Source organism: Mycolicibacterium tusciae, from assembly GCF_002086795.1.
Taxonomy (GTDB): Bacteria; Actinomycetota; Actinomycetes; order Mycobacteriales; family Mycobacteriaceae; genus Mycobacterium; species Mycobacterium tusciae.
Map to the genome: position 1 here is coordinate 410,074 of NZ_MVIM01000001.1, position 19,381 is coordinate 429,454.

Sequence of the window (19,381 nt, forward strand, 5' to 3'; positions counted from 1 at the left end):
GTGCGGTCACCGATTGGAGTCAAGGACACCGTTGCGCATCGCGAGTTCGATGTTCGCCAGGTGCTGCGGGTAGTCCCGGGTGAACAGGGTGGTTCCCTGCAGGTCGATGGTCACGAAATACAGCCAGTCCCCCGGCTCCGGATTCTCCGCCGCAGCAAGTGCGGGCTGACCCGGCGAACAGATGGGCGTCGCAGGAAGTCCCGGCCGCACGTAGGTGTTCCACGGCGTGAGCTGCCCGCGGTCGCCGTCGGTGGTGGCCACCTCGATCCTGTCGAGCGGGTAGTTCACCGTGGAGTCGAACTCCAGCGTGCGGTTCTCGGCCAACCGGTTGTAGATGACCCGGGCAACCTTCGCGAAGTCCTCCGGGGTGGCCTCGCGTTGCACCAGCGAGCCGACGGTGAGGATCTGATACGGCGACATGTTCATCGCTTTCGCGGTGTCGAGGATGCCGCCCGCCTCGTACTGGGCTGCGCTCGCGCTGATCAACGTCGACAAGATCTCCTGCGGCTGCGCGGACGGATCGATGTTCCACGAGCCGGGCGCGATCAATCCTTCCAGGCGGCGGTGGTCGGTGCCCATCGCGTTCACCGGGCCGACGGCCCATTCCGGCACCGAAAGCGCCGACGGTTCCGCCGTGCCCGCCATCTCCTTGAGCGCGTCCACGGCGACACAGTTGCGTTCACCGTCGAGGTCGACACACGTCGCCTTGGAGATCAGGCTGAGGATGCCGTCTGTGACGGCGTTGGTCTTGACGTCCCGAACGTCGTCGAGCTGACGTCCTTCCGGGATCACCAGCTTGCCGACCCTGTTTGCCGGATCCGCAAGCCGTTCAACGGCGTTGGCGGCCGGGATCTCGGTGCGCACCTTGTAGAAACCGGGCTGGATCGCCGAGATCGCGGCATTCCCCTGGGCCGCTTCGACAAAAGTGGCGGAGTTGGCCACCACTTTCTGGTCCTGGAGCGTGTTACCGATCGCGGTCGTGGAATCCCCGTCATGGACCTGGATCACCACATCGTTGACACCGTCGCCGGTGAAATCGCTACCGGTGCCGAACACGTTGTGCCACAGATTGGAGCCCAGGAAGACCACACCGATGACGACGACGATCAGGATGCCGAGGGCCAATCCGCCGGCCAGGCGCCGCTTGCGCCGCCCGCGTGCTTCCCGCAACCGGTCCGCGCGGGTCATTCTGCGCCGTGGTGGGCCAACCGCCATCGGCTCCACCCGTTCCCGGTGCCAGCTGGGCTCGACGCGTTCGCGGCCCCAATCGTCAGACATCCCCGACCTCGTCCCTGATGTCACCGTGTGCCGCCAACGCCGCGCGTCGCTGATCCAGCCAATTCTGCAAAATGCCGACCGCGGCGGCCTGGTCAATCATCTTTCGCTGCCCCTTGGCGCGGACCCCGGCCTCCCGCAAGGACCGCTGCGCCGCGACGGTGGTCAGCCGCTCGTCGGCCAGTCGGACCGGCACCGGTGCGATGCGTGCCGCCAGTTGATCGGCGAGGCCGATCGCGTCCTGGGCGGCCGAACCCGCCCGATCGGCGAGAGTGCGCGGCAACCCGACCACCGCTTCGACCGCGTGGAAGTCGTCGACCAGCGTCGCCAGCCGTCGCACATGCTTCTCAGACCCCTTCCGGCGGTCCCGCTGCACCGTCTCGACCGGTGTCGCGAGAATTCCGTCCGGATCACTGACCGCCACCCCGATGCGGACGCTGCCGGCGTCGATGCCCAGCCGTCGGCCGGGTCCTGGGTCGGGCGGCTGCAGCGTGGGTCCCGGCCGGTCGGGTTGACGGTCGTCGGCGCTCGCCACGCGGTCAGCTCCGGCCCAGTTCGGCACGCAACGCGGCCAGCGCCGCCTCGATCCCCGCCGCACCTTTACCGGAGCCCTGTGCCAGATCGGCCTTGCCACCCCCGCGACCGTTCACCGGCGTCCCCAACTGCTTCACGAGGTCATTGGCGCTCAGACCCAGGTCCTGCGCCGCCGGATTGACCGCCACCACGTAGGGAACGGAGTCACCGTCGCCTTCGGCGATCAACGCGACGACCGCGGGGTCACCGCCCAGCTTGCCCTTGATGTCGCCGACGAGCGTCCGCAGATCCGCCGCCGACATTCCGCCGGCCATCCGCTGCGCCACGAGGTGGACCTTACCGACCTGTTCGGCACCTGCGGCCGCATTCGCGGCTGCGGCGCGCGCGCTCGCCAGTCGCATCCGGTCGAGTTCCTTCTCGGCGGCCCGTAGCCGTTCGACGAGATTGGCCACCCGGGCCGGAACCTCGTCCGACGGCACTTTCAGGGATGACGCCAGCCCCGCCATCAGGGCGCGTTCCTTGGCCAGGTGGCGGAACGAGTCCAAGCCGACGTAAGCCTCGACGCGACGCACGCCGGAGCCGACCGAGGATTCGCCGAGGATCGTGACGGGCCCGATCTGTGCCGAACTGTTGACGTGGGTGCCGCCGCAGAGTTCCAGCGAGAAGGGGCCGCCGATCTCGACGACCCTGACCTCGTCGGGGTAGGCCTCGCCGAACAGGGCCATCGCGCCCATCGACTTGGCCTTCTCCAGATCGGTGGTGAAACTGTGCACCTCGAAGTTGGCTTCAACCGCCTCGTTGGTGACTTCTTCGATCTGGGTCCGCTGGTCCTCGGACAGCGCGCCCTGCCAGTTGAAGTCGAACCGCAGGTAGCCGGGACGGTTCAGCGATCCCGCCTGAACGGCGTTGGGCCCCAACACCTGCCGAAGGGCTGCGTGCACCATGTGGGTTCCGGAATGCCCCTGGGTGGCGCCATGGCGCCACCTCGGGTCGACGGCGGCCACCACAGTGTCGCCCTCCACGAACTCGCCGGACTCGACGTTGACGCGGTGTGCCCACAGGGTTTTGGCGATCTTCTGCACGTCGGTCACCGCGGCTTTGGCCGCCGCGGACGCGCCCGCGCCGGTGATCGTGCCCTCGTCGGCGATCTGCCCGCCGGACTCCGCGTAGAAGGGGCTGCGATCGAGAACGAGTTCAACACGGTCGGCGTCGTGCGCTCCGTGTCCGATGACGGGTACCCGCTTGCCGTCGACGAAGATGCCGAGAATCCTTGCCTCGGTGGTCAACTCGTCGAAACCGGTGAACTCGGTGGGAGCGGTGTCGACGAGTTCGCGGTATGCCGACAGATCCGAGTGCGCCTGTTTGCGGGCGGCCGCGTCGGCCTTGGCGCGCCGCCGCTGCTCGGCCATCAAACCACGGAAGCCCTCTTCGTCAACGCTCAAGTCGGCTTCGGCAGCCATCTCCAACGTCAGTTCCAGCGGGAAGCCGTACGTGTCGTGCAGGGTGAATGCGTCGGTTCCGGAGATCGTTGACTTGCCCGAACGCTTGGTCGTGGCGGCCGCCTCGTCGAACAGCCGGGACCCCGACGCGAGCGTCCGGTTGAACGCGGTCTCCTCCGCGACGGCGATGCGCTGGATGCGCTCGAAGTCGGTGACCAGTTCCGGATACGACGGGCCCATCGCGTCGCGCACCGTGGTCATCAACTCGGCGACGATGGGTTGCTCCACACCCAGCAGCTTCGCCGCGCGGATGATCCGGCGCAGCAACCGGCGCAGGACGTATCCGCGGCCCTCGTTTCCGGGGCTGACACCGTCACCGATGATGATCGCGGCGGTACGGCTGTGGTCGGCGATGATGCGGTAGCGGACGTCGTCTCCGTGGTTGCCCTGGCCGTACCCCCGTGGGGCGACGGCGGCGACCAGGTCGATCACCGGACGCAGCAGATCGGTCTCGTAGACGTTGTCGACATCCTGCAGCAGGCACGCAACCCTCTCGACGCCCATGCCGGTGTCGATGTTCTTGCGCGGCAGCGGGCCGAGGATCTCGAAGTTCTCCTTCGATGTGCCCTCGCCGCGTTCGTTCTGCATGAACACGAGATTCCAGATCTCGATGTAGCGGTCCTCGTTGGCCTCGGGCCCGCCCTCGATGCCGTACGCCGGCCCGCGGTCGTAGTAGATCTCCGACGACGGTCCGCACGGTCCGGGGATGCCCATCGACCAGTAATTGTCGGCCATGCCGCGGCGCTGAATGCGCTCCAGGGGTAGTCCGGCGACTTCCTTCCACAGCCGGATCGCTTCGTCGTCATCGAGATACACGGTCGCCCAGATTCTTTCGGGGTCCATGCCGTACCCGCCCTGTTCGACGGGGTTCGTCAGCAGGCTCCATGCGAACTCGATGGCGCCCTTTTTGAAGTAGTCGCCGAAGCTGAAATTGCCCGCCATCTGGAAGAAGGTGTTGTGCCGGGTGGTGATGCCGACCTCGTCGATGTCCGGGGTGCGAATGCACTTCTGAACGCTCACCGCGCGATCCCACGGCGGTGTGCGCTGCCCGAGGAAGTAGGGCACGAACTGCACCATGCCGGCGTTGACGAACAGCAGGTTGGGGTCGTCGAGGATCACCGAGGCGCTAGGGACCTCGGTATGACCCGCCTTCACGAAATGATCGAGGAAGCGCTTCCTGATCTCGTGTGTCTGCACGTTCTTTGTGTTCCTTGTTCTATGGGTGGCTTCCGCAATTACCTGCGACTATTCGACCGCACCACAGTACCGGTCGCAGTTGTGGCGCCTGAAAGGCCAACGAACCGGCACCGCGTCAGGTGCCGGCTATGCACCGATAAAGCTCAACCGAACCTTGCGCTGCGGATTGTCGCTGTTCAGATCCACCAGCACGACACTCTGCCAGGTGCCGAGCAGCGGCTTTCCACCCTGCACGGGCACCGTCACCGATGGCGAGACCAGCGCGGGCAGCACATGGTCGGCGCCGTGCCCCGGGGCGCCGTGGGCGTGGCGATAGCGGTCATCGCGAGGCAGCAGGCGTTCCAGCGTGTCCAGCAGGTCGTCATCGGACCCGGCACCGGTCTCGATGATCGCGATACCCGCCGTCGCGTGTGGGACGAAGACATTGCACAGACCGTCTTGGTGCGCACTGCAGAACGAGCGCACGTCATCGGTGAGGTCGACGATGCGGCGCCGGGCGGTGTCGATATCCAGTACATCCGTGTCCACGTCGTCGAGCCTACGAGCAATCGGTCGGATTGACGCGAGCGTTTATTACGCCGGAGGCGCGGGTATCGCTGCTTGACCAGGGTGATCTACGAACGCCCTAGCCACTAGACATTGGAGGCATCGTGACCGTCACCGGCATCATCACCGCAATTCTCATCGGCATCGTCATCGGCGTACTGGCCAGGCTGCTGCTACCGGGTAAGCAGCCCATTGGGATGCTCGTCACGATCCTGGTCGGCATCGTCGCCGCGTTAATCGGCACTTGGCTTGCCCAGGCGATTGGCATCTCAACCGCAACGCCCGGCGTCGACTGGGGGGAGCTGCTCGTTCAGCTCGTCGTGGCCGTGATCGGAGTGGCGCTGGTGTCGGCGCTCATGGGGCGTCGCCGCACCGGCCTGACGGGCCGCCGACGCTCGGGGTTGATGCGCTGACGCGTACCACCCGAATAGCGATCCCGGCTGGACCCCTGCAGCCGGGATCGCTCCTTCTCGAGGTCAGAGGTTCTTGAGTAGGGCGTCGAGCTTCTCGTAGCCCTCGGTCATTCCGCCTTCCATGCCGGAAGAAAGCAGTGCGTCTCGCGCGTCGGTGTTGGGGCAGATCGATCGGCCCCGCAGCCGGGAGCGGCCGTTGCCGAGGTCCTCGAACCACATGTACTCGATGTTCACCATGTCCGGCGCACCCTCGAATTCGAAGGTCTGCAGGATGAACTCGTTGTCCCGCACGGTGTGGAACGTGCCGTTGAAACCGAACGTCCCTTCGTCGTTTGAGTGCGTATAGCGGTAACCGCCATGGCTTTTGAAGACCCACTCGCTGATCTCCATCTCCAGACCATGCGGACCGAGCCACTGCTTCATCAGCTCGGACTCGGCATGCGCCCGGAACAGCGCTTCGACCGGAGCGTCGAACTCGCGGGTGAACTCCATGGCCAGAGTGTCGACCGGGGCGTTGAGGTCCAATGCGTTAGTCATTTGGTGCGTCCTTTCTCCTGGGTGTCGGTCATGCCGGCCAGCAAGGCGTCCAGCCGGCGGTAACTGCGTTCGGCGTCAAGCCGATATCGGTCGATCCATGCGGTCAGCCGCTCCAGCGCGGCGGCGTCGAGGTGAACCGGCCGTCGCTGTGCGTCGCGGGTCCGCGTGACGAGACCCGCATGCTCGAGCACCTGAATGTGCTTGGACACCGCCTGTTTGGTGATGTCGAACGGTGCGGCCAGCTCGTTGACCGTGGCCGGCCCCCTGGACAGCCGCGCGACGATCGCACGTCGAACCGGGTCCGCCAGTGCCAGGAAGGCGCGGTCAAGCTGCGCATCCGCATCGCCATCACTCTCCATTATCAACCTTGTATTTGATCAATGCATTGGTTGACTACCAACGTAGGACGGTGCGCAGCGGCTGTCAAGGGCGGTTTCACAACGCTTTCAACGTTGTGCAGAGAACGTGCGAGTAGACCTGCGAAATGTAGAAACCGTTAGCGCTTCTTGCGGATGATCGCGCGCAGCTTGTCCAGGCGCGTCGCGATCTCGCGTTCGGCTCCGTGGGTGGTCGGCCGATAATAGTCGACTCCGACCAGCTCATCGGGCGAATACTGCTGGGGCACAACACCATCGGGATCGTCGTGCGCGTACTTGTAGCCGATCGCGTTGCCCAGTTTCTCGGCGCCGGAGTAATGGCCGTCGCGCAGATGGCTCGGCACCTGACCGGCCTTGCCGGACCTGATGTCAGCCATCGCGGATCCCAGGGCGGTGGTGACGGCGTTCGACTTCGGTGCGGTCGCCAGGTGAACGGTTGCGTGGGCCAGCGTGAGCTGCCCCTCCGGCATACCGATGAGCTGCACGGTCTGAGCTGCGGCGACGGCCGTTTGCAGGGCGGTCGGATCGGCCATGCCGATGTCCTCGCTGGCGAGAATCATGAGTCGTCTGGCAATGAACCGTGGGTCCTCCCCCGCGACGAGCATCCGGGACAGGTAGTGCAGGGCTGCGTCGACGTCGGAGCCGCGGACCGATTTGATGAACGCACTGATGACGTCGTAGTGCTGATCGCCGTCGCGGTCATAGCGGACGGCGGCCTTGTCCAGCGATTGCTCGATCACCTCGACTGATACGTCTCCGGCCTCGGCAGCGACCTCGAGGGCCGTCAGTGCGCGACGGGCATCGCCCGCGGAGAGCTGCACCAGTAACTCGACGGCATCGTCGGCGACGGTGACCTTGCCGCCGAGGCCACGGTCGTCGTCGATCGCGCGCCGCACGAGTTGGCGCACCGCGTCGGCGCCGAGCGGCTGCAGTTGCAGGATCAGCGACCGCGAAAGCAGCGGTGCGACGACGGAGAACGACGGGTTCTCGGTGGTGGCCGCGACCAGCAGCACCACGCGGTTCTCGACAGCGGACAGCAGCGCGTCCTGTTGGGTCTTGGAGAACCGGTGCACCTCATCGATGAACAGCACGGTCTGCTCACCGTGTGCGGCCGCCCGCCGGGCGGTATCTATGACGGCGCGGACCTCTTTCACCCCGGCCGACAACGCCGAAAGCGCCTCGAAGCGGCGGCCGGTCGCCCCCGAGATCAGCGATGCGAGTGTCGTCTTACCGGTCCCGGGCGGGCCGTAGAGAATGACCGAGGCCGCTCCCGAACCCTCGACCATCCGGCGCAGTGGCGAACCCGGCTGCAGCAGGTGGTCCTGTCCGACAACCTCGTCGAGGGTGGCGGGCCGCATCCGCACCGCAAGCGGGGTGGACGCGCCGACGGGGGCCACTCCCGGCGACCGCTCCTCGCCGGGCACGTCAAACAGACCGTCGGCCACGCTCTCTGCTTACCACGCGGCTATGACGCGATGCGTTCACGACTCCGCTGGTTGTGTCACGAAGTCGATCAGTTCCTCGACGCGGCCGATGAGCGCGGGCTCGAGGTCGTTCCAGTCGCGCACGCGGCCCCGGATCCGCTGCCATGCCCTCGCGATGTCGGCCTGCTGGGCGCACGGCCAGCCCAGCTTGTCGCACACGCCCTTCTTCCAGTCCATCCCCTTGGGGATGACGGGCCACGCCTGCACCCCGATCCGGCCCGGTTTGACCGCTTGCCAGATGTCGATGAAGGGGTGGCCGACCACGAGCGTGTGCGCGCCGCCGGGTCCGCGGCGGACCGCTTCCGCGATCCGCGCTTCCTTCGAGCCCGCGACGAGATGGTCGACGAGCACACCAAGCCGCCGACCGGGTGCCGGCCGGAACTCTTCGACAATCGCGGCGAGATCGTCGATGCCGCCCAGATATTCGACGACGACCCCCTCGACGCGAAGGTCGTCACCCCACACCTGCTCGACGAGCTCCGCGTCATGGCGACCCTCGACGTAGATGCGACTCGCCAACGCCACCCTCGCGCGCGCGCCGGCCACCGCCACCGATCCCGACGCGGTCCGCGACGCCTGCGGTGCGGCGCGCTTCGGCGGCGTCAAAATGACGGGCCGGCCGTCGACGAGATAGCCGGGACCGACCGGAAACGGCTTCTTGCGGCCGTTGCGATCCTCGAGTTCCATCCGGCCGTATTCGACGCGCATCACCGCGCCGACGAAGCCGGTTTGAGCGTCCTCGACGACCATGCCGATCTCGACCGGCAGCTCCGCCGAACGGGGTCGTTTCTGGTGCGGATTGGATGCGAGAACATCAGAGCCATAGCGATCAGCCACCGCGTGATCGTAGGGTCAGCACCGTGCTGCTGAACCGCGACACGGCCGAGGGAATCGCTAACGGCAGCATCACACTTGTGCTCCGTCGCTGGGACGCGCCGAGGGTCAAGCCAGGTGGCACACAGCGCACCATGGCGGGCACGATTCGCATCGACGACGTCGCCGAATTCCCCGCACGCCACCGGGTGACCGCTGCGCAGGCCCGAGCGGCCGGTTATCCGGATGCCGCGTCGGCCCAGAATGACCTGGACCGCAGGCAGGCCCGGCACACCTATGCGATCGCGGTCTCCTTCCTGGCACCCGACGAGCGGCCCGCGCTCGCCGCGAATGACCGCCTCTCCGCCGACGAAGTCGCCGCGATAACGGCGCGCCTGGACCGCTGGGACGCAGCCACCGAGCCGTGGACGAGGCAGTACCTGCAGTTGATCGGAGACAACGAGGCCGTCCGCGCACCGGATCTGGCCGACCGCGTCGGGCTGGACGTACCGCGGTTCAAACGCCGCGTCCGCCAACTCAAGGGGCTGGGCCTGACGGTCAGCCTCGACGTGGGTTACCGCCTATCGGGACGCGGCAGAGCCTTCCTGCGACTGTCGGGGTAAAGATGAATCCGTGATGGAGCTATCGAAGTATGGGCCGTGGGCCGTCGTGGCCGGCGGCTCCGAGGGCGTCGGCGCGGAATTCGCGCGGCAGTTGGCTGCCGCGGGAATCAACCTCGTGCTGATCGCCCGAAAGCCCGAACCGCTGGCCGAGACCGCGGAAACGTGTCGTGCCCTGGGCGTCGAAGTGCGAACGCTCACTGTGGATTTGGTGTCGGCCGACGCGGTGAGTCGGATCGCGGATGCCACGTCCGACGTCGAGGTCGGTCTGCTCATCTACAACGCGGGCGCGAACACCTGCAGCGAGCACTTCCTGGATGGTGCGCTGAGCGACTTCGGCCGGGTGATCGATCTCAACATCGGCACCATGCTGGCGCTGGTGCAGCACTACGGCAGGCCCATGCGGGATCGCCGCCGTGGCGGCATCCTGATGGTCGGCTCGATGGCCGGCTACCTCGGCTCGATGCGGCACACCGTATACGGCGGCGTGAAGGCCTTCGGGCGCATCTTCGCCGAAGGGTTGTGGCTCGAGCTTCGCGAGTACGGCGTCGACGTGCTGGAGTTGGTGCTCGGAGTCACTCGCACCCCGGCCATGGCGCGCGTCGGGCTGAACTTCGACGTCCCCGGCATGCGCGTCGCCGACCCGGCGGACGTCGCCCGCGAGGGTCTCGAACAACTCCCCAACGGCCCGATCCATATCGCAGGCGGCAATGGCGACGACGTCGCTCGTCGAAACGATCCCGACCGCGTGAAAGTGGTTCTCGGTACGCACAAGTTCATGGAAAAACTCATGGGATCCGGTTAGCTGAAAGGAATTTCGTTGAACGACGAGCGGGTTTTCGAACTGGAACGACGGCTCGAACGAATCGAGGAAGAGCGCGCGATCGAGCGGTTGATCGCATCGTACGGTCCGCTGGTCGACGCCGGTGAAGCCGACGCCGCGGCACAGCTGTGGGCCACCGACGGGAGCTACGACGTGGAGGGCTGGTCGATGCGCAGTCGCGAGGACGTGGCGGCCATGGTGCGCTCCGACGCCCATCAGGGGCTGATCCACCGGGGCTGCAGTCATTTCCTGGGCCCGGCGGTGGTGACCGTCGATGGCATGGACGCGGTGGCGGTCTGCGAGTCAGTCCTGCTGGTTCATCGCGGCGAGGGGTTCGTCGTCGCGCGCGCAGGAGTCAACCACTTCCGGCTGCGGCTCATCGACGACCGCTGGCAGATCGTCGAACGCACGACGCGGACGCTGGACGGCAAATCGGAGGCACGCGATCTGCTGGCCTCGGGGATCGCAGGCTCATGAGCGGACAACTCGACGGCAAGGTGGCGCTGGTGACCGGCGCCGGCGCGGGCATCGGCGAAGGCATCGTCCGACGCTTCGCCGATGAGGGTGCCAAGGTGGTGGTCGCCGAGATCGACTCGGCGGCAGGCGAAGCCGTCGCACAGTCGATAGGCGGAACGTTCGTGTCCACCGACGTGTCCGATCGCGAGCAGGTCGAGAACGCGGTGCGGACCGCACTGTCGGCGTACGGGTCCATCGACATCGTGGTGAACAACGCCTGGGGCGGCGGCGGAATCGGCCGGGTCGAGAAGAAGACCGACGAACAACTGTCGCAGGGCATCGCCGTCGGGTATTTCGGTCCCTTCTGGGCGATGCGCGCTGCGTTCCCGCACATGAAGGATCGCGGCTGGGGTCGGGTCGTCAACATGTGCAGCCTCAATGGCGTCAATGCCCATATGGGCTCATTGGAGTACAACGCGGCCAAAGAGGCGCTGCGTGCACTCACCCGCACCGCGGCACGGGAGTGGGCGCCCACGGGCGTCACCGTCAACGCGATCTGCCCGGCAGCCAAGAGCCAGGCCTTCTTTCGCGCGATCGGTCAGTACCCGGAACTGGAGGCCGTGGCCGATGCGGCGAACCCGATGGGACGCATGGGTGACCCCTATGACGACATCGCGCCCGTCGCGGTTTTCCTGTCCGGCGAAGGCTCGCGTTACCTGACGGGCAATACGCTGTTCGTCGATGGCGGCGGTCACATCAACGGCACACCGTGGGCCCCCGACCTCGGCGACTAGCCCGACTGCGTCTGCTGATCCTCCACCGGGGCGCCGATCTCGGCGAGTTTCACCGGATTCGAGGTGATCTCGTCGATCACCGTGTGGATGAACCGCATCTTCTCGAGCACCGGGCCCCGTAGGACGAAGGGATAGAGATCTTCCTTGCCCATCGAGCGGTTCACCATGTTCAGTGCCCACGACAGCGGCAGCCACAGGTCGATGATCGTGTCGAAACCGCTGGGCCCCAACGTGCGTCGTTCGAAGGTGGCACCGGCGGGCGCGAACCCGAAGGCGGCGGCGGTGTCCAGGGCGTCGCGAATGTGCAGGTAATGGGCGAAGGTCTCTGCCCAATCCTCGGCCGGATGCATTGTGGCGTAGGACGACACGTACTCCTTCTGCCAGCCGGTCGGCGCACCCTGGCTGTAGTGGCGATCCAGCGCCTCCTGATAGTCCAGGTCGGGATCGCCGAACAGCTCGTTGAACCGTTCCAGGTAATCCGATGACGTCCCGATCAGGCGGTAGAAGTAGTAGTGCCCGATCTCGTGGCGGAAGTGTCCGAGCAGGGTGCGGTACGGCTCGTCCATCGAGATTCGCAGCTGCTCGCGGTGCACGTCGTCACCCTCGGCGAGGTCCAGCGTGATGACCCCGTTGGCATGACCGGTGAAGACCTTCTCGAACTGACTGGACAGCAGATCGAACGCGAGCCCGTACTCCGGATCAGCGTCGCGGCCCACGATCGGCAACTTGAGCTCATAAAGCTCGGCGATCATCCGCCGCTTGGCCCGTTCCGCCGTCGCGAACGCGGCGAGTGCGACCACGTCGGCATCGTTGGGCCTCGTGCGGGTCAGCGCGCACGATGCGCAGAGCTTGGCGATCGGCCCCTTCTCCACCAGCCAGTTGCATTCTGCGAGATGCATATTCGCGCACAGCCGGTACTCGCTGGAGTCCACAGCGCCGGCATGCTCGGACTCGGGGCCTGGCGCGATGACCAGCAGCGCCATGTCGTCCAGCGAGAAGCCGATCCTGCTGCGGCAGGACAGGCAGACCGAGTTTTCGAATGCCAGCCGCTGGCCGCAGTTGGGACAGGTGAAGTCACGCATGAAGCACACCGCCGTCGTAGGGCGCGACGTCGACCGCGACGTCGATCTTGCTGCGTTCGGAGTCGGTGTAGATGATGCCGCGCAGCGGAGGAACGTCGGCATAGTCGCGCCCGAAGCCGACGGTGATATAGCGCTCGTCGACCATCTGGGCGTTAGTGGGATCGAAACCGAGCCACTGGTTTTGCGGCGTCCACACAGACGCCCATGCGTGCGTGGCGTCGATTCCCACCATGCGTTCCTTTCCCGGAGGTGGGTCGGTGGCCAGATAACCGGACACGTAGCTGGCTGCCAACCCGTTGGCACGCAGGCAGGCGATGGCAAGCCGCGCGAAGTCCTGACATACCCCTTCCCGTGCAGTCAAAACCTCGCTCACCCGAGTCGACACCGTCGTCGAGCCGGAACGGTAGGTGAAATCGGTGTAGATCCGCGAATTCAGGTCGCGCAGCACCTCGATGAGTGGGCGCCCCGGCTCGAAACTCGGTGCGGCATAGTCACGTAGCTCTTCGGTGATCTCGGCCGAACGCAGGTCGAGGGTGAACTCCGTGGCCAGTGCGCCGTCCGTTCCGACGGGCCTGGAGATCTCCCACGGCGCGCGCGCCGATCCGCCGTTGTAGAGGTCGGCGGTCGGCGGATCCACCTCCACCACCGAGCGGCTCGTGATCGACAACGTCTCGTGCCGCTCGGTGACGTGAAAGTACGAACTGATGTTGCCGTAGGCGTCGCGGCTGGTGGAACTGTCCGCTGCCGTCGGTTCGATCTCGAGCGCGTGCGAAAGGCACCGCTGCCGCGCGGAGTCGCGCGGGGTCAGGAAGCCGCGACCGTAGCTACTGGTCACGACATCCGAGTAGCGGTACACCGTGCGGTGCGAAACCTGATAGCACCGGCTCGATCCTGAGGCCGTCGGCCCGTCGGGGAACGCTGTCACGGCACCACCCTGCGCTCATCGGGTCCCCACAGCGGCTGCATTTCGCCTGGCAGCGACAAGTGGGTCGCGGTGATGACGCTCGAGAGGTCGCGCAGATCGGCGTGGGTGTCGTTGAGCAACGACGCAAGGTCTGCACGACGACCCTCGGGCGTCACCTCGTCAAGGTCGGCAGGCTCGATGCGGCGCAACCGGGCAGTGATGTCCTCGACCAGTCGCTCAGGCCGCGATGAGCCCGACGACCCGGGCAACGCCTTCAGCGCGATACGAAGCCGCTCGAGCTGGAAGACCAGCGAGCGTGGATTCTCGGCGTCCATCAAGACCAGATCGGCCACGGCGGCAACACTAACCATTCCGGGGTTGCGTCTCCGGTAGATGACCGACGACTCACATGCCACCAGCGTGGATTCGATGATGGTCTGCTCAGCACCGGGGTTGCGGACCGTGATGAGGGTGGCCCGCAGCAGTGCCGTGAGACCCAGCCCACGTTCGAGCCGTTTGCCGATGTCCATCATGGTCCAGCCCACGTCGTGCACCATGGACTCGGCGGCGACGCCCGACAGCGCCAGCATGCCCGACAGCGTGAGACTGGTCGTCGAGGACAAGAACGCTTCGCCCTCGGCCTTGGACTCCGGTGGCTCGTCGGCAGGCCGGCCAAAAGGCTGAGCCGGGGCGTGCAGCAGCGCGCGCTCGACGGCCGCCAACACCATCCAGGTGTCGTTGGACATCTGGTCGCGGACCGCACGCGCGGCGAGACCAAGACGTTCGACCGACTGCGCGAGCGAGCCGGGACGATGCCGATCGGCCGTCAGCGACCACAACGTCGTCGGCGCCGTCGCCACTATCTCGGCGTAATCACCGTCACCGATGCTGGTTCCGGTGATCGAGCCGAGCGCGGTGAGCAGCACCGGGACGCACTCGCTGCCGGTCAGCTCCCGGCGGTAACGGAATTCGTGATAGCGCTCGCGGGTCACGGTGAGCAGCCGCGCCATGTTCTCCGCGCGTTCGGCATAGCGGCCCATCCAGAACAAATCGGACAGCACACGCGGCGAGCTGACCGCCCGAGTGGAACTTGGCATGATCGCGGGCAGTTCCAACGGTGGTGCGGTCGGGGTCCGCTCGGCCGTCACCCGCGTCGGTGTGCGGACCCAGATATCCTTGGCTGCAACGGTATTCAGTTGATGCGCCGCATGGCCGGGTGCGACGAGGTAGCCGAGTCCGCCGATCATCGGCGCGTATCCACTTCGCTGCGAGACCGTGAACAACCGCATGCCCACGTTGGCCGCCGACAGTCCACCGCTGTAGTAGTCGGTGGGTGCCGAGGAGAACTGCGGCAGCTGCTGGCCCACCCATTGCCACGGCGCGGTTTCGATGCGCACGCCGAGTTCCCTGCGCTGCGCGGACGACAGGGCCGGCCCGACAATCGCCTCGCCCCCGGTGACCGGACGGATCAGCAGCGACGCCAGGTTACTCAACAAATGTGAGCGTTCGGTGTTGATGCCGCCCCAGTACATCTCCGCCGTCCGTAACAGCGGCGTCTCGCCCAGCAGGCGTTCCGCGAGTTCAGGTAGAAAGCGAAGCAGTCCAGGGCTTTCCAGGATGCCGCTGCCGAGCGAGTTGACAACGCTGACCGCGCCGCGACGCAACACCTCGACCAGACCGACAACGCCCAGGCGCGAATCCGGCCGTAGGTCAAGCGGATCCGCGTAGTCGGCGTCGACGCGGCGCAGCACCACGTCGACGCGCTTCAGCGTGCCCATCGATCGCATCCACAGCTTGCCGTCACGCACCACCAGATCGGCGCTCTCCACCAATGGGAAGCCGAGCACGCTCGCCAGATAGGCCTGATCAAAGGCTGTCTCGGAGTGGATTCCGGGACTGAGCACCACGACAACGGGTTCTTCGGCCGACTCGGGCGCAACGTCGATCAGTGCGAGGCGCAGCGCTTGCGCCCACGGGGAGGCGGGACGCGGCCCGATGCGCTCGTACAGATCGGGAAATGCGTGCGCAACCACCCGACGATCGGCCAGTGCGTACCCCGCGCCCGACGGCGCCTGCGTCCAGTCCGCGTTGACCAGGAAGCTGCCATCGTGTCCGCGGCTGATGTCGCAGCCGTGCATGAACAGCTGGTGGCGGCCCGGCACCTCGATCCCCCGTGCTGCGCGGATGTAGCCGGGGTGAGCAAAGAGTAACTGCGGGGGCAGCACGCCACTGGTCACCGACTCGCGTGCGCCGTAGAGATCGGTCAGGATCGCGTCGAGCAACCGCGAACGCTGCAGCAGACCGGCTTCCAGGCTGTCCCAGTCGGACGCCGAGATCACCAACGGCAACGCGTCGAGCTGCCAGGGCCCGGGGTCGGCCGCCCCGTTTCCGTTGGTGACGGCGTCACCGTTGCGGTCGACCTGGACGTAGGTGATGCCGTCGTTGTCGACCAAGCCGCGCACCGTCGACCGAAGCTGGTTGAGGCCGATACGGCCGCGCTCGCCGACGCATTCGGCGAGCTCCTGCCAGGCCGGCCGGATATTGCCTGCGGGATCGACGAATTCGTCGTACCCGCTGCCCGCACCCCCGCGTACGTCGAACAGCGCCTGCTGGGCACGCGCACCGCGATAACGCGACAGCAGGTTGTCGATGTCGTGGGGAGTCGTTGCGGGTAGGGCCATCACTGCAGAACGGTACGCACCCGGCGCAGATCCAAGATTCCCGGCGCGCCCACATCGGTGGATTGTCGCGCCTGCTTCTCCCGGACGTCGGCCATGTCGACCTTGCCGGGGGTGAAGCCGGTGGTCTCGAATCGGCGGCCGCGTCGCGACTCGGCTTCCACGGCGTTGACCGGCGGACGGTCATAAGCCCGGCCGCCGGGATGCGACACGTGATATGTGCAGCCGCCGCGTGACATGCCGGTCGCGGTGTCCACGAGTTCGAACCGCAACGGCCCGTCCACAGTGATCGTCGGGTGCAGCGCGCTCGGCGGCTGCCACGCGCGGAACCTCAACCCACCCACCTGGACATCGGGGTTGTCGGTGGCGAGCAACGGTACCGGGTAGCCATTGGCGGTCACGACGTAGCGTTGGCGGTCCGCGCCGATGAGCCGGATCTGGATGCGCTCGATCGACGAGTCGACATAGCGCGCCGTGCCACCTGCGGCCGACTCCTCCCCCAGCACATTCCACGGTTCGATCGCCCCGCGCAGCTCGATCTCCACACCGTCGAACACGGCCGTGCCGATACGCGGGAACCGGAACTCCGTGAACGGGTCGAGCCAGCTGGTGTCGAAGTTGATGCCGTGCGCGCGCAGGTCTGCAGCCACATCGGCGATGTCGTGAATCAGGAAATGCGGCAACAGGTATCGACCATGCAGGTTGGCGCCATGTCGGATGAGCGGCGCTCGCAGCGGTTCGTCCCAGAACCATGCGACCAGCGACCGCACCAGTAGGGACTGCACCATCGCCATCTGGTAGTGCGGCGGCATCTCGAACCCACGCAGCTCCAGCAGGCCGAGTCGCCCGCGTGGACCGTCGGGGCTGTACAGCTTGTCGATGCAGAACTCGGCGCGGTGGGTATTGCCGGTGATGTCGCTCAACAGGTGCCGCAACGCCCGGTCGACGATCCACGGCCTTGGTCCGCCCTCACCGGCGGAGAGTCGCGCGATCTCGGCGAATGCGATCTCGAGTTCGTACAGCGACTCCGCGCGCCCTTCGTCCACCCGGGGCGCCTGCGACGTCGTGCCGATGAACCGTCCCGCGAACAGGTAGGACAGCGACGGATGCCGCTGCCAGTACGTCAGCATCGACACCAGCAGGTCGGGCCGGCGCAACAGCGGTGAGTCCGCGGGGGTGATACTGCCCAGCGTGATGTGGTTGCCCCCGCCGGTGCCGCCGTGGCTGCCGTCGACCTCGAATGACTCGGTCGACAGCCGGGCCAGCCGAGCCTCGTTGTACAGCGTTTGCAGCTGTTCGCGCTGCTCGGCGAAACTCGCGGTGGGTGCCACATTGACCTCGATGACCCCCGGGTCTGGGGTCACGGTCATCGAGGTGATCCGCGGGTCCGGCGGCGGCCCGTAGCCCTCGAGGACGATCGGACAGGCGGCCTTGGCCGCCGCGGCCTCCACGCGGCGTATGAGGTCGACGAAGTGGTCGGCATCGTCGGTCGGCGGGAGATAGATGTAGAGCAGTCCCTCGCGGATCTCGGCGACGACGGCAGTCGTCGGCGTAGCGTCGACATCCACGACTTCCGCGTCGTCCGAGCGGGATTCGACGGACAACGCCCCGCGGCGCGCCAGCAGATCTGCGGCATAGGTTGGCTGAGGCGCGCGCCAGCTGATCGACTTCAGCGGCAGCCGCAGCCCGGCGGGTGAGTCGCCGTCGAGCAGAACGATGCGCCCGCGCCGCAGTCGCCAGTCCGCACTGGCCCAGCCGGACCCGTCGTCGGCGCGGTGCAGCGGCAGCACGTAGGCCGCCGGTTCGGTGACCGACTCCTCCAGCCGTGCGACCAGCGCCGCCCGCGCCTCGGCAGTGTCGGCCTCCAGATCGTCTGTCGCATCGACGGGTTCGCCGGCCGGCAAGCGCACCGCGGCGCCCAATCGGCTCAACGCATCCTCGTACGCCGGCCGAATCTGGGAGGCAGGCAACCCGAGTCCGTCGGCGAGAGCACCGAGCACGCGTAGTCCGGCGTCGGGCGCCACCTCGATCGTCTCCGGCGTCGACGGCCACGGATCGGCGAGCAACGCGTCATCGAGCCACAACGGTTCGCCGTCGGTGCGCCAGAACAGCCCGATCTGCCAGCGCGGCAACGGTTCTCCCGGATACCACTTGCCCTGGTTGCGGTGGACCAGGCCCTGTGGCGCCCACACTTTCTTCAGCCGCGCGGCGAGGTGGGATGCCAGTCGGCGTTTGTGCGGCCCGTCGGCGTCGGTCGTCCATTCGGGGTCGACCTGGTTGTCGATCGAGACGAACGTCGGCTCGCCGCCCATCGTCAGGCGGACGTCACCCGCGGCCAGTCGCTCGTCGACGCGGCCGCCGAGCTCGCAAATCGCCCCCCAGGCCGCATCGGTGTAAGGGAGCGTGACCCGCGGGTCCTCGTGCACGCGCGTCACGGCGTTGGTGAAGTCGAGCGTCGACTCACACGGTTCGACGGCTCCTGTGATCGGCGCGGCCGAGTCCGGATGCGGTGTCGCTGACAGCGGGATGTGGCCCTCGCCCGCGAACAGCCCCGAGGTCGGGTCCAGCCCGATCCAGCCCGCACCGGGGATGTACACCTCGGCCCAGGCGTGTAGATCGGTGAAGTCGGCGGCCGGGCCCGATGGGCCGTCGAGCGCCTCGACGTCGGAGGTGAGCTGGACGAGGTAACCGGAGACGAACCGGGCGGCCAGGCCGAGCTGACGCAGGATCGACACGAGCAACCAGGCCGAGTCGCGACACGAACCGATGCCGGTGCGCAGCGTGTGGTCCGGCGTCTGCACGCCGGGTTCCATCCGAACGCTGTAACCGACGTCGACGTTGACCGCGCGGTTGAGCGCGACAAGATAGTCGATGGTGCGGGTGTCCGGCGCGACGGAGAAGTTCTTCACCCACGCCTGGACGAGGTCGCCGGGCCCAGTGCCCTCATCGCCCTCGTCGACCGGCCTCAGGTAGGGCTTGAGGTCCTCAGCGAGAGCCTTCGGATAGGTGAATCCGACCTTTTCGGCGTATTCCTCGATGAAGAAGTCGAACGGGTTGATCACCTTCAGGTCGGCGATCAGGCCGACGGTGATCGTGAGGCTGCGAGCGCGGGACGGAAAAACCAGCCGGGCAAGGAAATTGCCGAACGCGTCCTGCTGCCAGTTGACGAAATGGTCGGCGGGCTCGACGGTCAGCGAGTAGGCCTCGATCGGCGTGCGCGAGTGCGGGGCCGGGCGCAGCCGGACGACGTGGGGATGCACCTGCACGAGTCGGTCGAACGTGTAGCTGGTGCGATGCTCCAGCGCCACCTTGATGCCCATCGCAAGATCCCATCACACGGTAGGAGGGT

At 66.7% G+C, this 19,381-nt stretch carries 17 protein-coding genes; 5 read left to right on the plus strand and 12 right to left on the minus strand.

All coding sequences use genetic code 11. From position 1 onward, the window contains the following. Positions 1 to 6: 6 nt before the first annotated feature. From BST47_RS01970 to BST47_RS01985, 4 genes are all read right to left on the minus strand, one after another. Entirely contained in the window at positions 7 to 1,278 is a 1,272-nt protein-coding gene (locus tag BST47_RS01970; RefSeq protein WP_083123507.1) for an endolytic transglycosylase MltG, read from the minus strand. Next, positions 1,271 to 1,810 carry a Holliday junction resolvase RuvX gene (ruvX, locus tag BST47_RS01975; RefSeq protein WP_083123739.1) on the minus strand — a complete coding sequence of 180 codons (540 nt, stop codon included), beginning with the start codon at positions 1,808 to 1,810 and terminating at the stop codon, positions 1,271 to 1,273. The genes BST47_RS01970 and ruvX overlap by 8 nt, the downstream gene beginning before the upstream one ends. A gap of 4 nt (positions 1,811 to 1,814) precedes the next feature. Beyond that, positions 1,815 to 4,505, minus strand: a complete 2,691-nt coding sequence (gene alaS, locus BST47_RS01980; RefSeq protein WP_083123508.1) for an alanine--tRNA ligase — start codon at positions 4,503 to 4,505, stop codon at positions 1,815 to 1,817. Between the two features lie 126 nt (positions 4,506 to 4,631). Continuing rightward, on the minus strand, positions 4,632 to 5,033 hold the full coding sequence (locus BST47_RS01985; RefSeq protein ID WP_083123509.1) for a secondary thiamine-phosphate synthase enzyme YjbQ: 402 nt from the start codon (positions 5,031 to 5,033) through the stop codon (positions 4,632 to 4,634). 122 nt (positions 5,034 to 5,155) lie between these two features. Here BST47_RS01985 and BST47_RS01990 point away from each other — a divergent pair, with 122 nt between their 5' ends. Continuing rightward, a complete protein-coding gene (locus BST47_RS01990) occupies positions 5,156 to 5,464 on the plus strand; it encodes a GlsB/YeaQ/YmgE family stress response membrane protein (protein ID WP_083123510.1) in 309 nt (102 codons plus the stop codon). Positions 5,465 to 5,527: 63 nt separating this feature from the next. On the opposite strand, the gene BST47_RS01995 is transcribed toward BST47_RS01990, so the two are convergent. From BST47_RS01995 to BST47_RS02010, 4 genes are all read right to left on the minus strand, one after another. After that, complete coding sequence (locus BST47_RS01995) at positions 5,528 to 6,001, minus strand: SRPBCC family protein (protein ID WP_083123511.1); 474 nt, start codon at positions 5,999 to 6,001, stop codon at positions 5,528 to 5,530. Next, the gene (locus BST47_RS02000; RefSeq protein ID WP_083123512.1) at positions 5,998 to 6,360 is read right to left on the minus strand and encodes an ArsR/SmtB family transcription factor; all 363 of its coding nucleotides are present in this window, start codon (positions 6,358 to 6,360) and stop codon (positions 5,998 to 6,000) included. The genes BST47_RS01995 and BST47_RS02000 overlap by 4 nt, the downstream gene beginning before the upstream one ends. A 137-nt stretch (positions 6,361 to 6,497) precedes the next feature. Then, positions 6,498 to 7,823, minus strand: coding sequence for a replication-associated recombination protein A (locus tag BST47_RS02005; RefSeq protein WP_083123513.1), 1,326 nt, complete (start codon positions 7,821 to 7,823; stop codon positions 6,498 to 6,500). A gap of 36 nt (positions 7,824 to 7,859) precedes the next feature. Next, the gene (locus BST47_RS02010; protein WP_083123514.1) at positions 7,860 to 8,699 is read right to left on the minus strand and encodes a DUF3097 domain-containing protein; all 840 of its coding nucleotides are present in this window, start codon (positions 8,697 to 8,699) and stop codon (positions 7,860 to 7,862) included. Between the two features lie 23 nt (positions 8,700 to 8,722). Here BST47_RS02010 and BST47_RS02015 point away from each other — a divergent pair, with 23 nt between their 5' ends. From BST47_RS02015 to BST47_RS02030, 4 genes are read left to right on the plus strand one after another with little or no spacing between them, the layout of a single operon-like run. Then, complete coding sequence (locus BST47_RS02015) at positions 8,723 to 9,298, plus strand: hypothetical protein (protein WP_083123515.1); 576 nt, start codon at positions 8,723 to 8,725, stop codon at positions 9,296 to 9,298. A gap of 13 nt (positions 9,299 to 9,311) precedes the next feature. Continuing rightward, positions 9,312 to 10,100, plus strand: a complete 789-nt coding sequence (locus tag BST47_RS02020; protein WP_420094012.1) for an SDR family NAD(P)-dependent oxidoreductase — start codon at positions 9,312 to 9,314, stop codon at positions 10,098 to 10,100. A gap of 15 nt (positions 10,101 to 10,115) precedes the next feature. Next, positions 10,116 to 10,595 (plus strand): nuclear transport factor 2 family protein, encoded by a 480-nt coding sequence (locus BST47_RS02025; protein ID WP_083123517.1) that lies wholly within the window; start codon positions 10,116 to 10,118, stop codon positions 10,593 to 10,595. Continuing rightward, positions 10,592 to 11,368 (plus strand): SDR family NAD(P)-dependent oxidoreductase, encoded by a 777-nt coding sequence (locus BST47_RS02030; protein ID WP_083123518.1) that lies wholly within the window; start codon positions 10,592 to 10,594, stop codon positions 11,366 to 11,368. Before BST47_RS02025 ends, BST47_RS02030 begins: the two co-directional genes overlap by 4 nt. Here BST47_RS02030 and BST47_RS02035 read toward each other — a convergent pair. Genes BST47_RS02035 through BST47_RS02050 form a run of 4 tightly spaced genes read right to left on the minus strand, consistent with a single transcriptional unit; the run spans position 11,365 to position 19,352 of the window. Next, positions 11,365 to 12,450 (minus strand): zinc-binding metallopeptidase family protein, encoded by a 1,086-nt coding sequence (locus BST47_RS02035; RefSeq protein WP_083123519.1) that lies wholly within the window; start codon positions 12,448 to 12,450, stop codon positions 11,365 to 11,367. The genes BST47_RS02030 and BST47_RS02035 overlap by 4 nt on opposite strands. Further along, positions 12,443 to 13,375: a transglutaminase family protein gene (locus tag BST47_RS02040; protein ID WP_083123520.1), complete on the minus strand. Its 933-nt coding sequence runs from the start codon at positions 13,373 to 13,375 to the stop codon at positions 12,443 to 12,445. Before BST47_RS02040 ends, BST47_RS02035 begins: the two co-directional genes overlap by 8 nt. After that, positions 13,372 to 16,035, minus strand: a complete 2,664-nt coding sequence (locus tag BST47_RS02045; protein WP_083123521.1) for a circularly permuted type 2 ATP-grasp protein — start codon at positions 16,033 to 16,035, stop codon at positions 13,372 to 13,374. Before BST47_RS02045 ends, BST47_RS02040 begins: the two co-directional genes overlap by 4 nt. Then, a complete protein-coding gene (locus tag BST47_RS02050) occupies positions 16,035 to 19,352 on the minus strand; it encodes a transglutaminase family protein (protein ID WP_083123522.1) in 3,318 nt (1,105 codons plus the stop codon). The genes BST47_RS02045 and BST47_RS02050 overlap by 1 nt, the downstream gene beginning before the upstream one ends. Positions 19,353 to 19,381 lie beyond the last annotated feature (29 nt).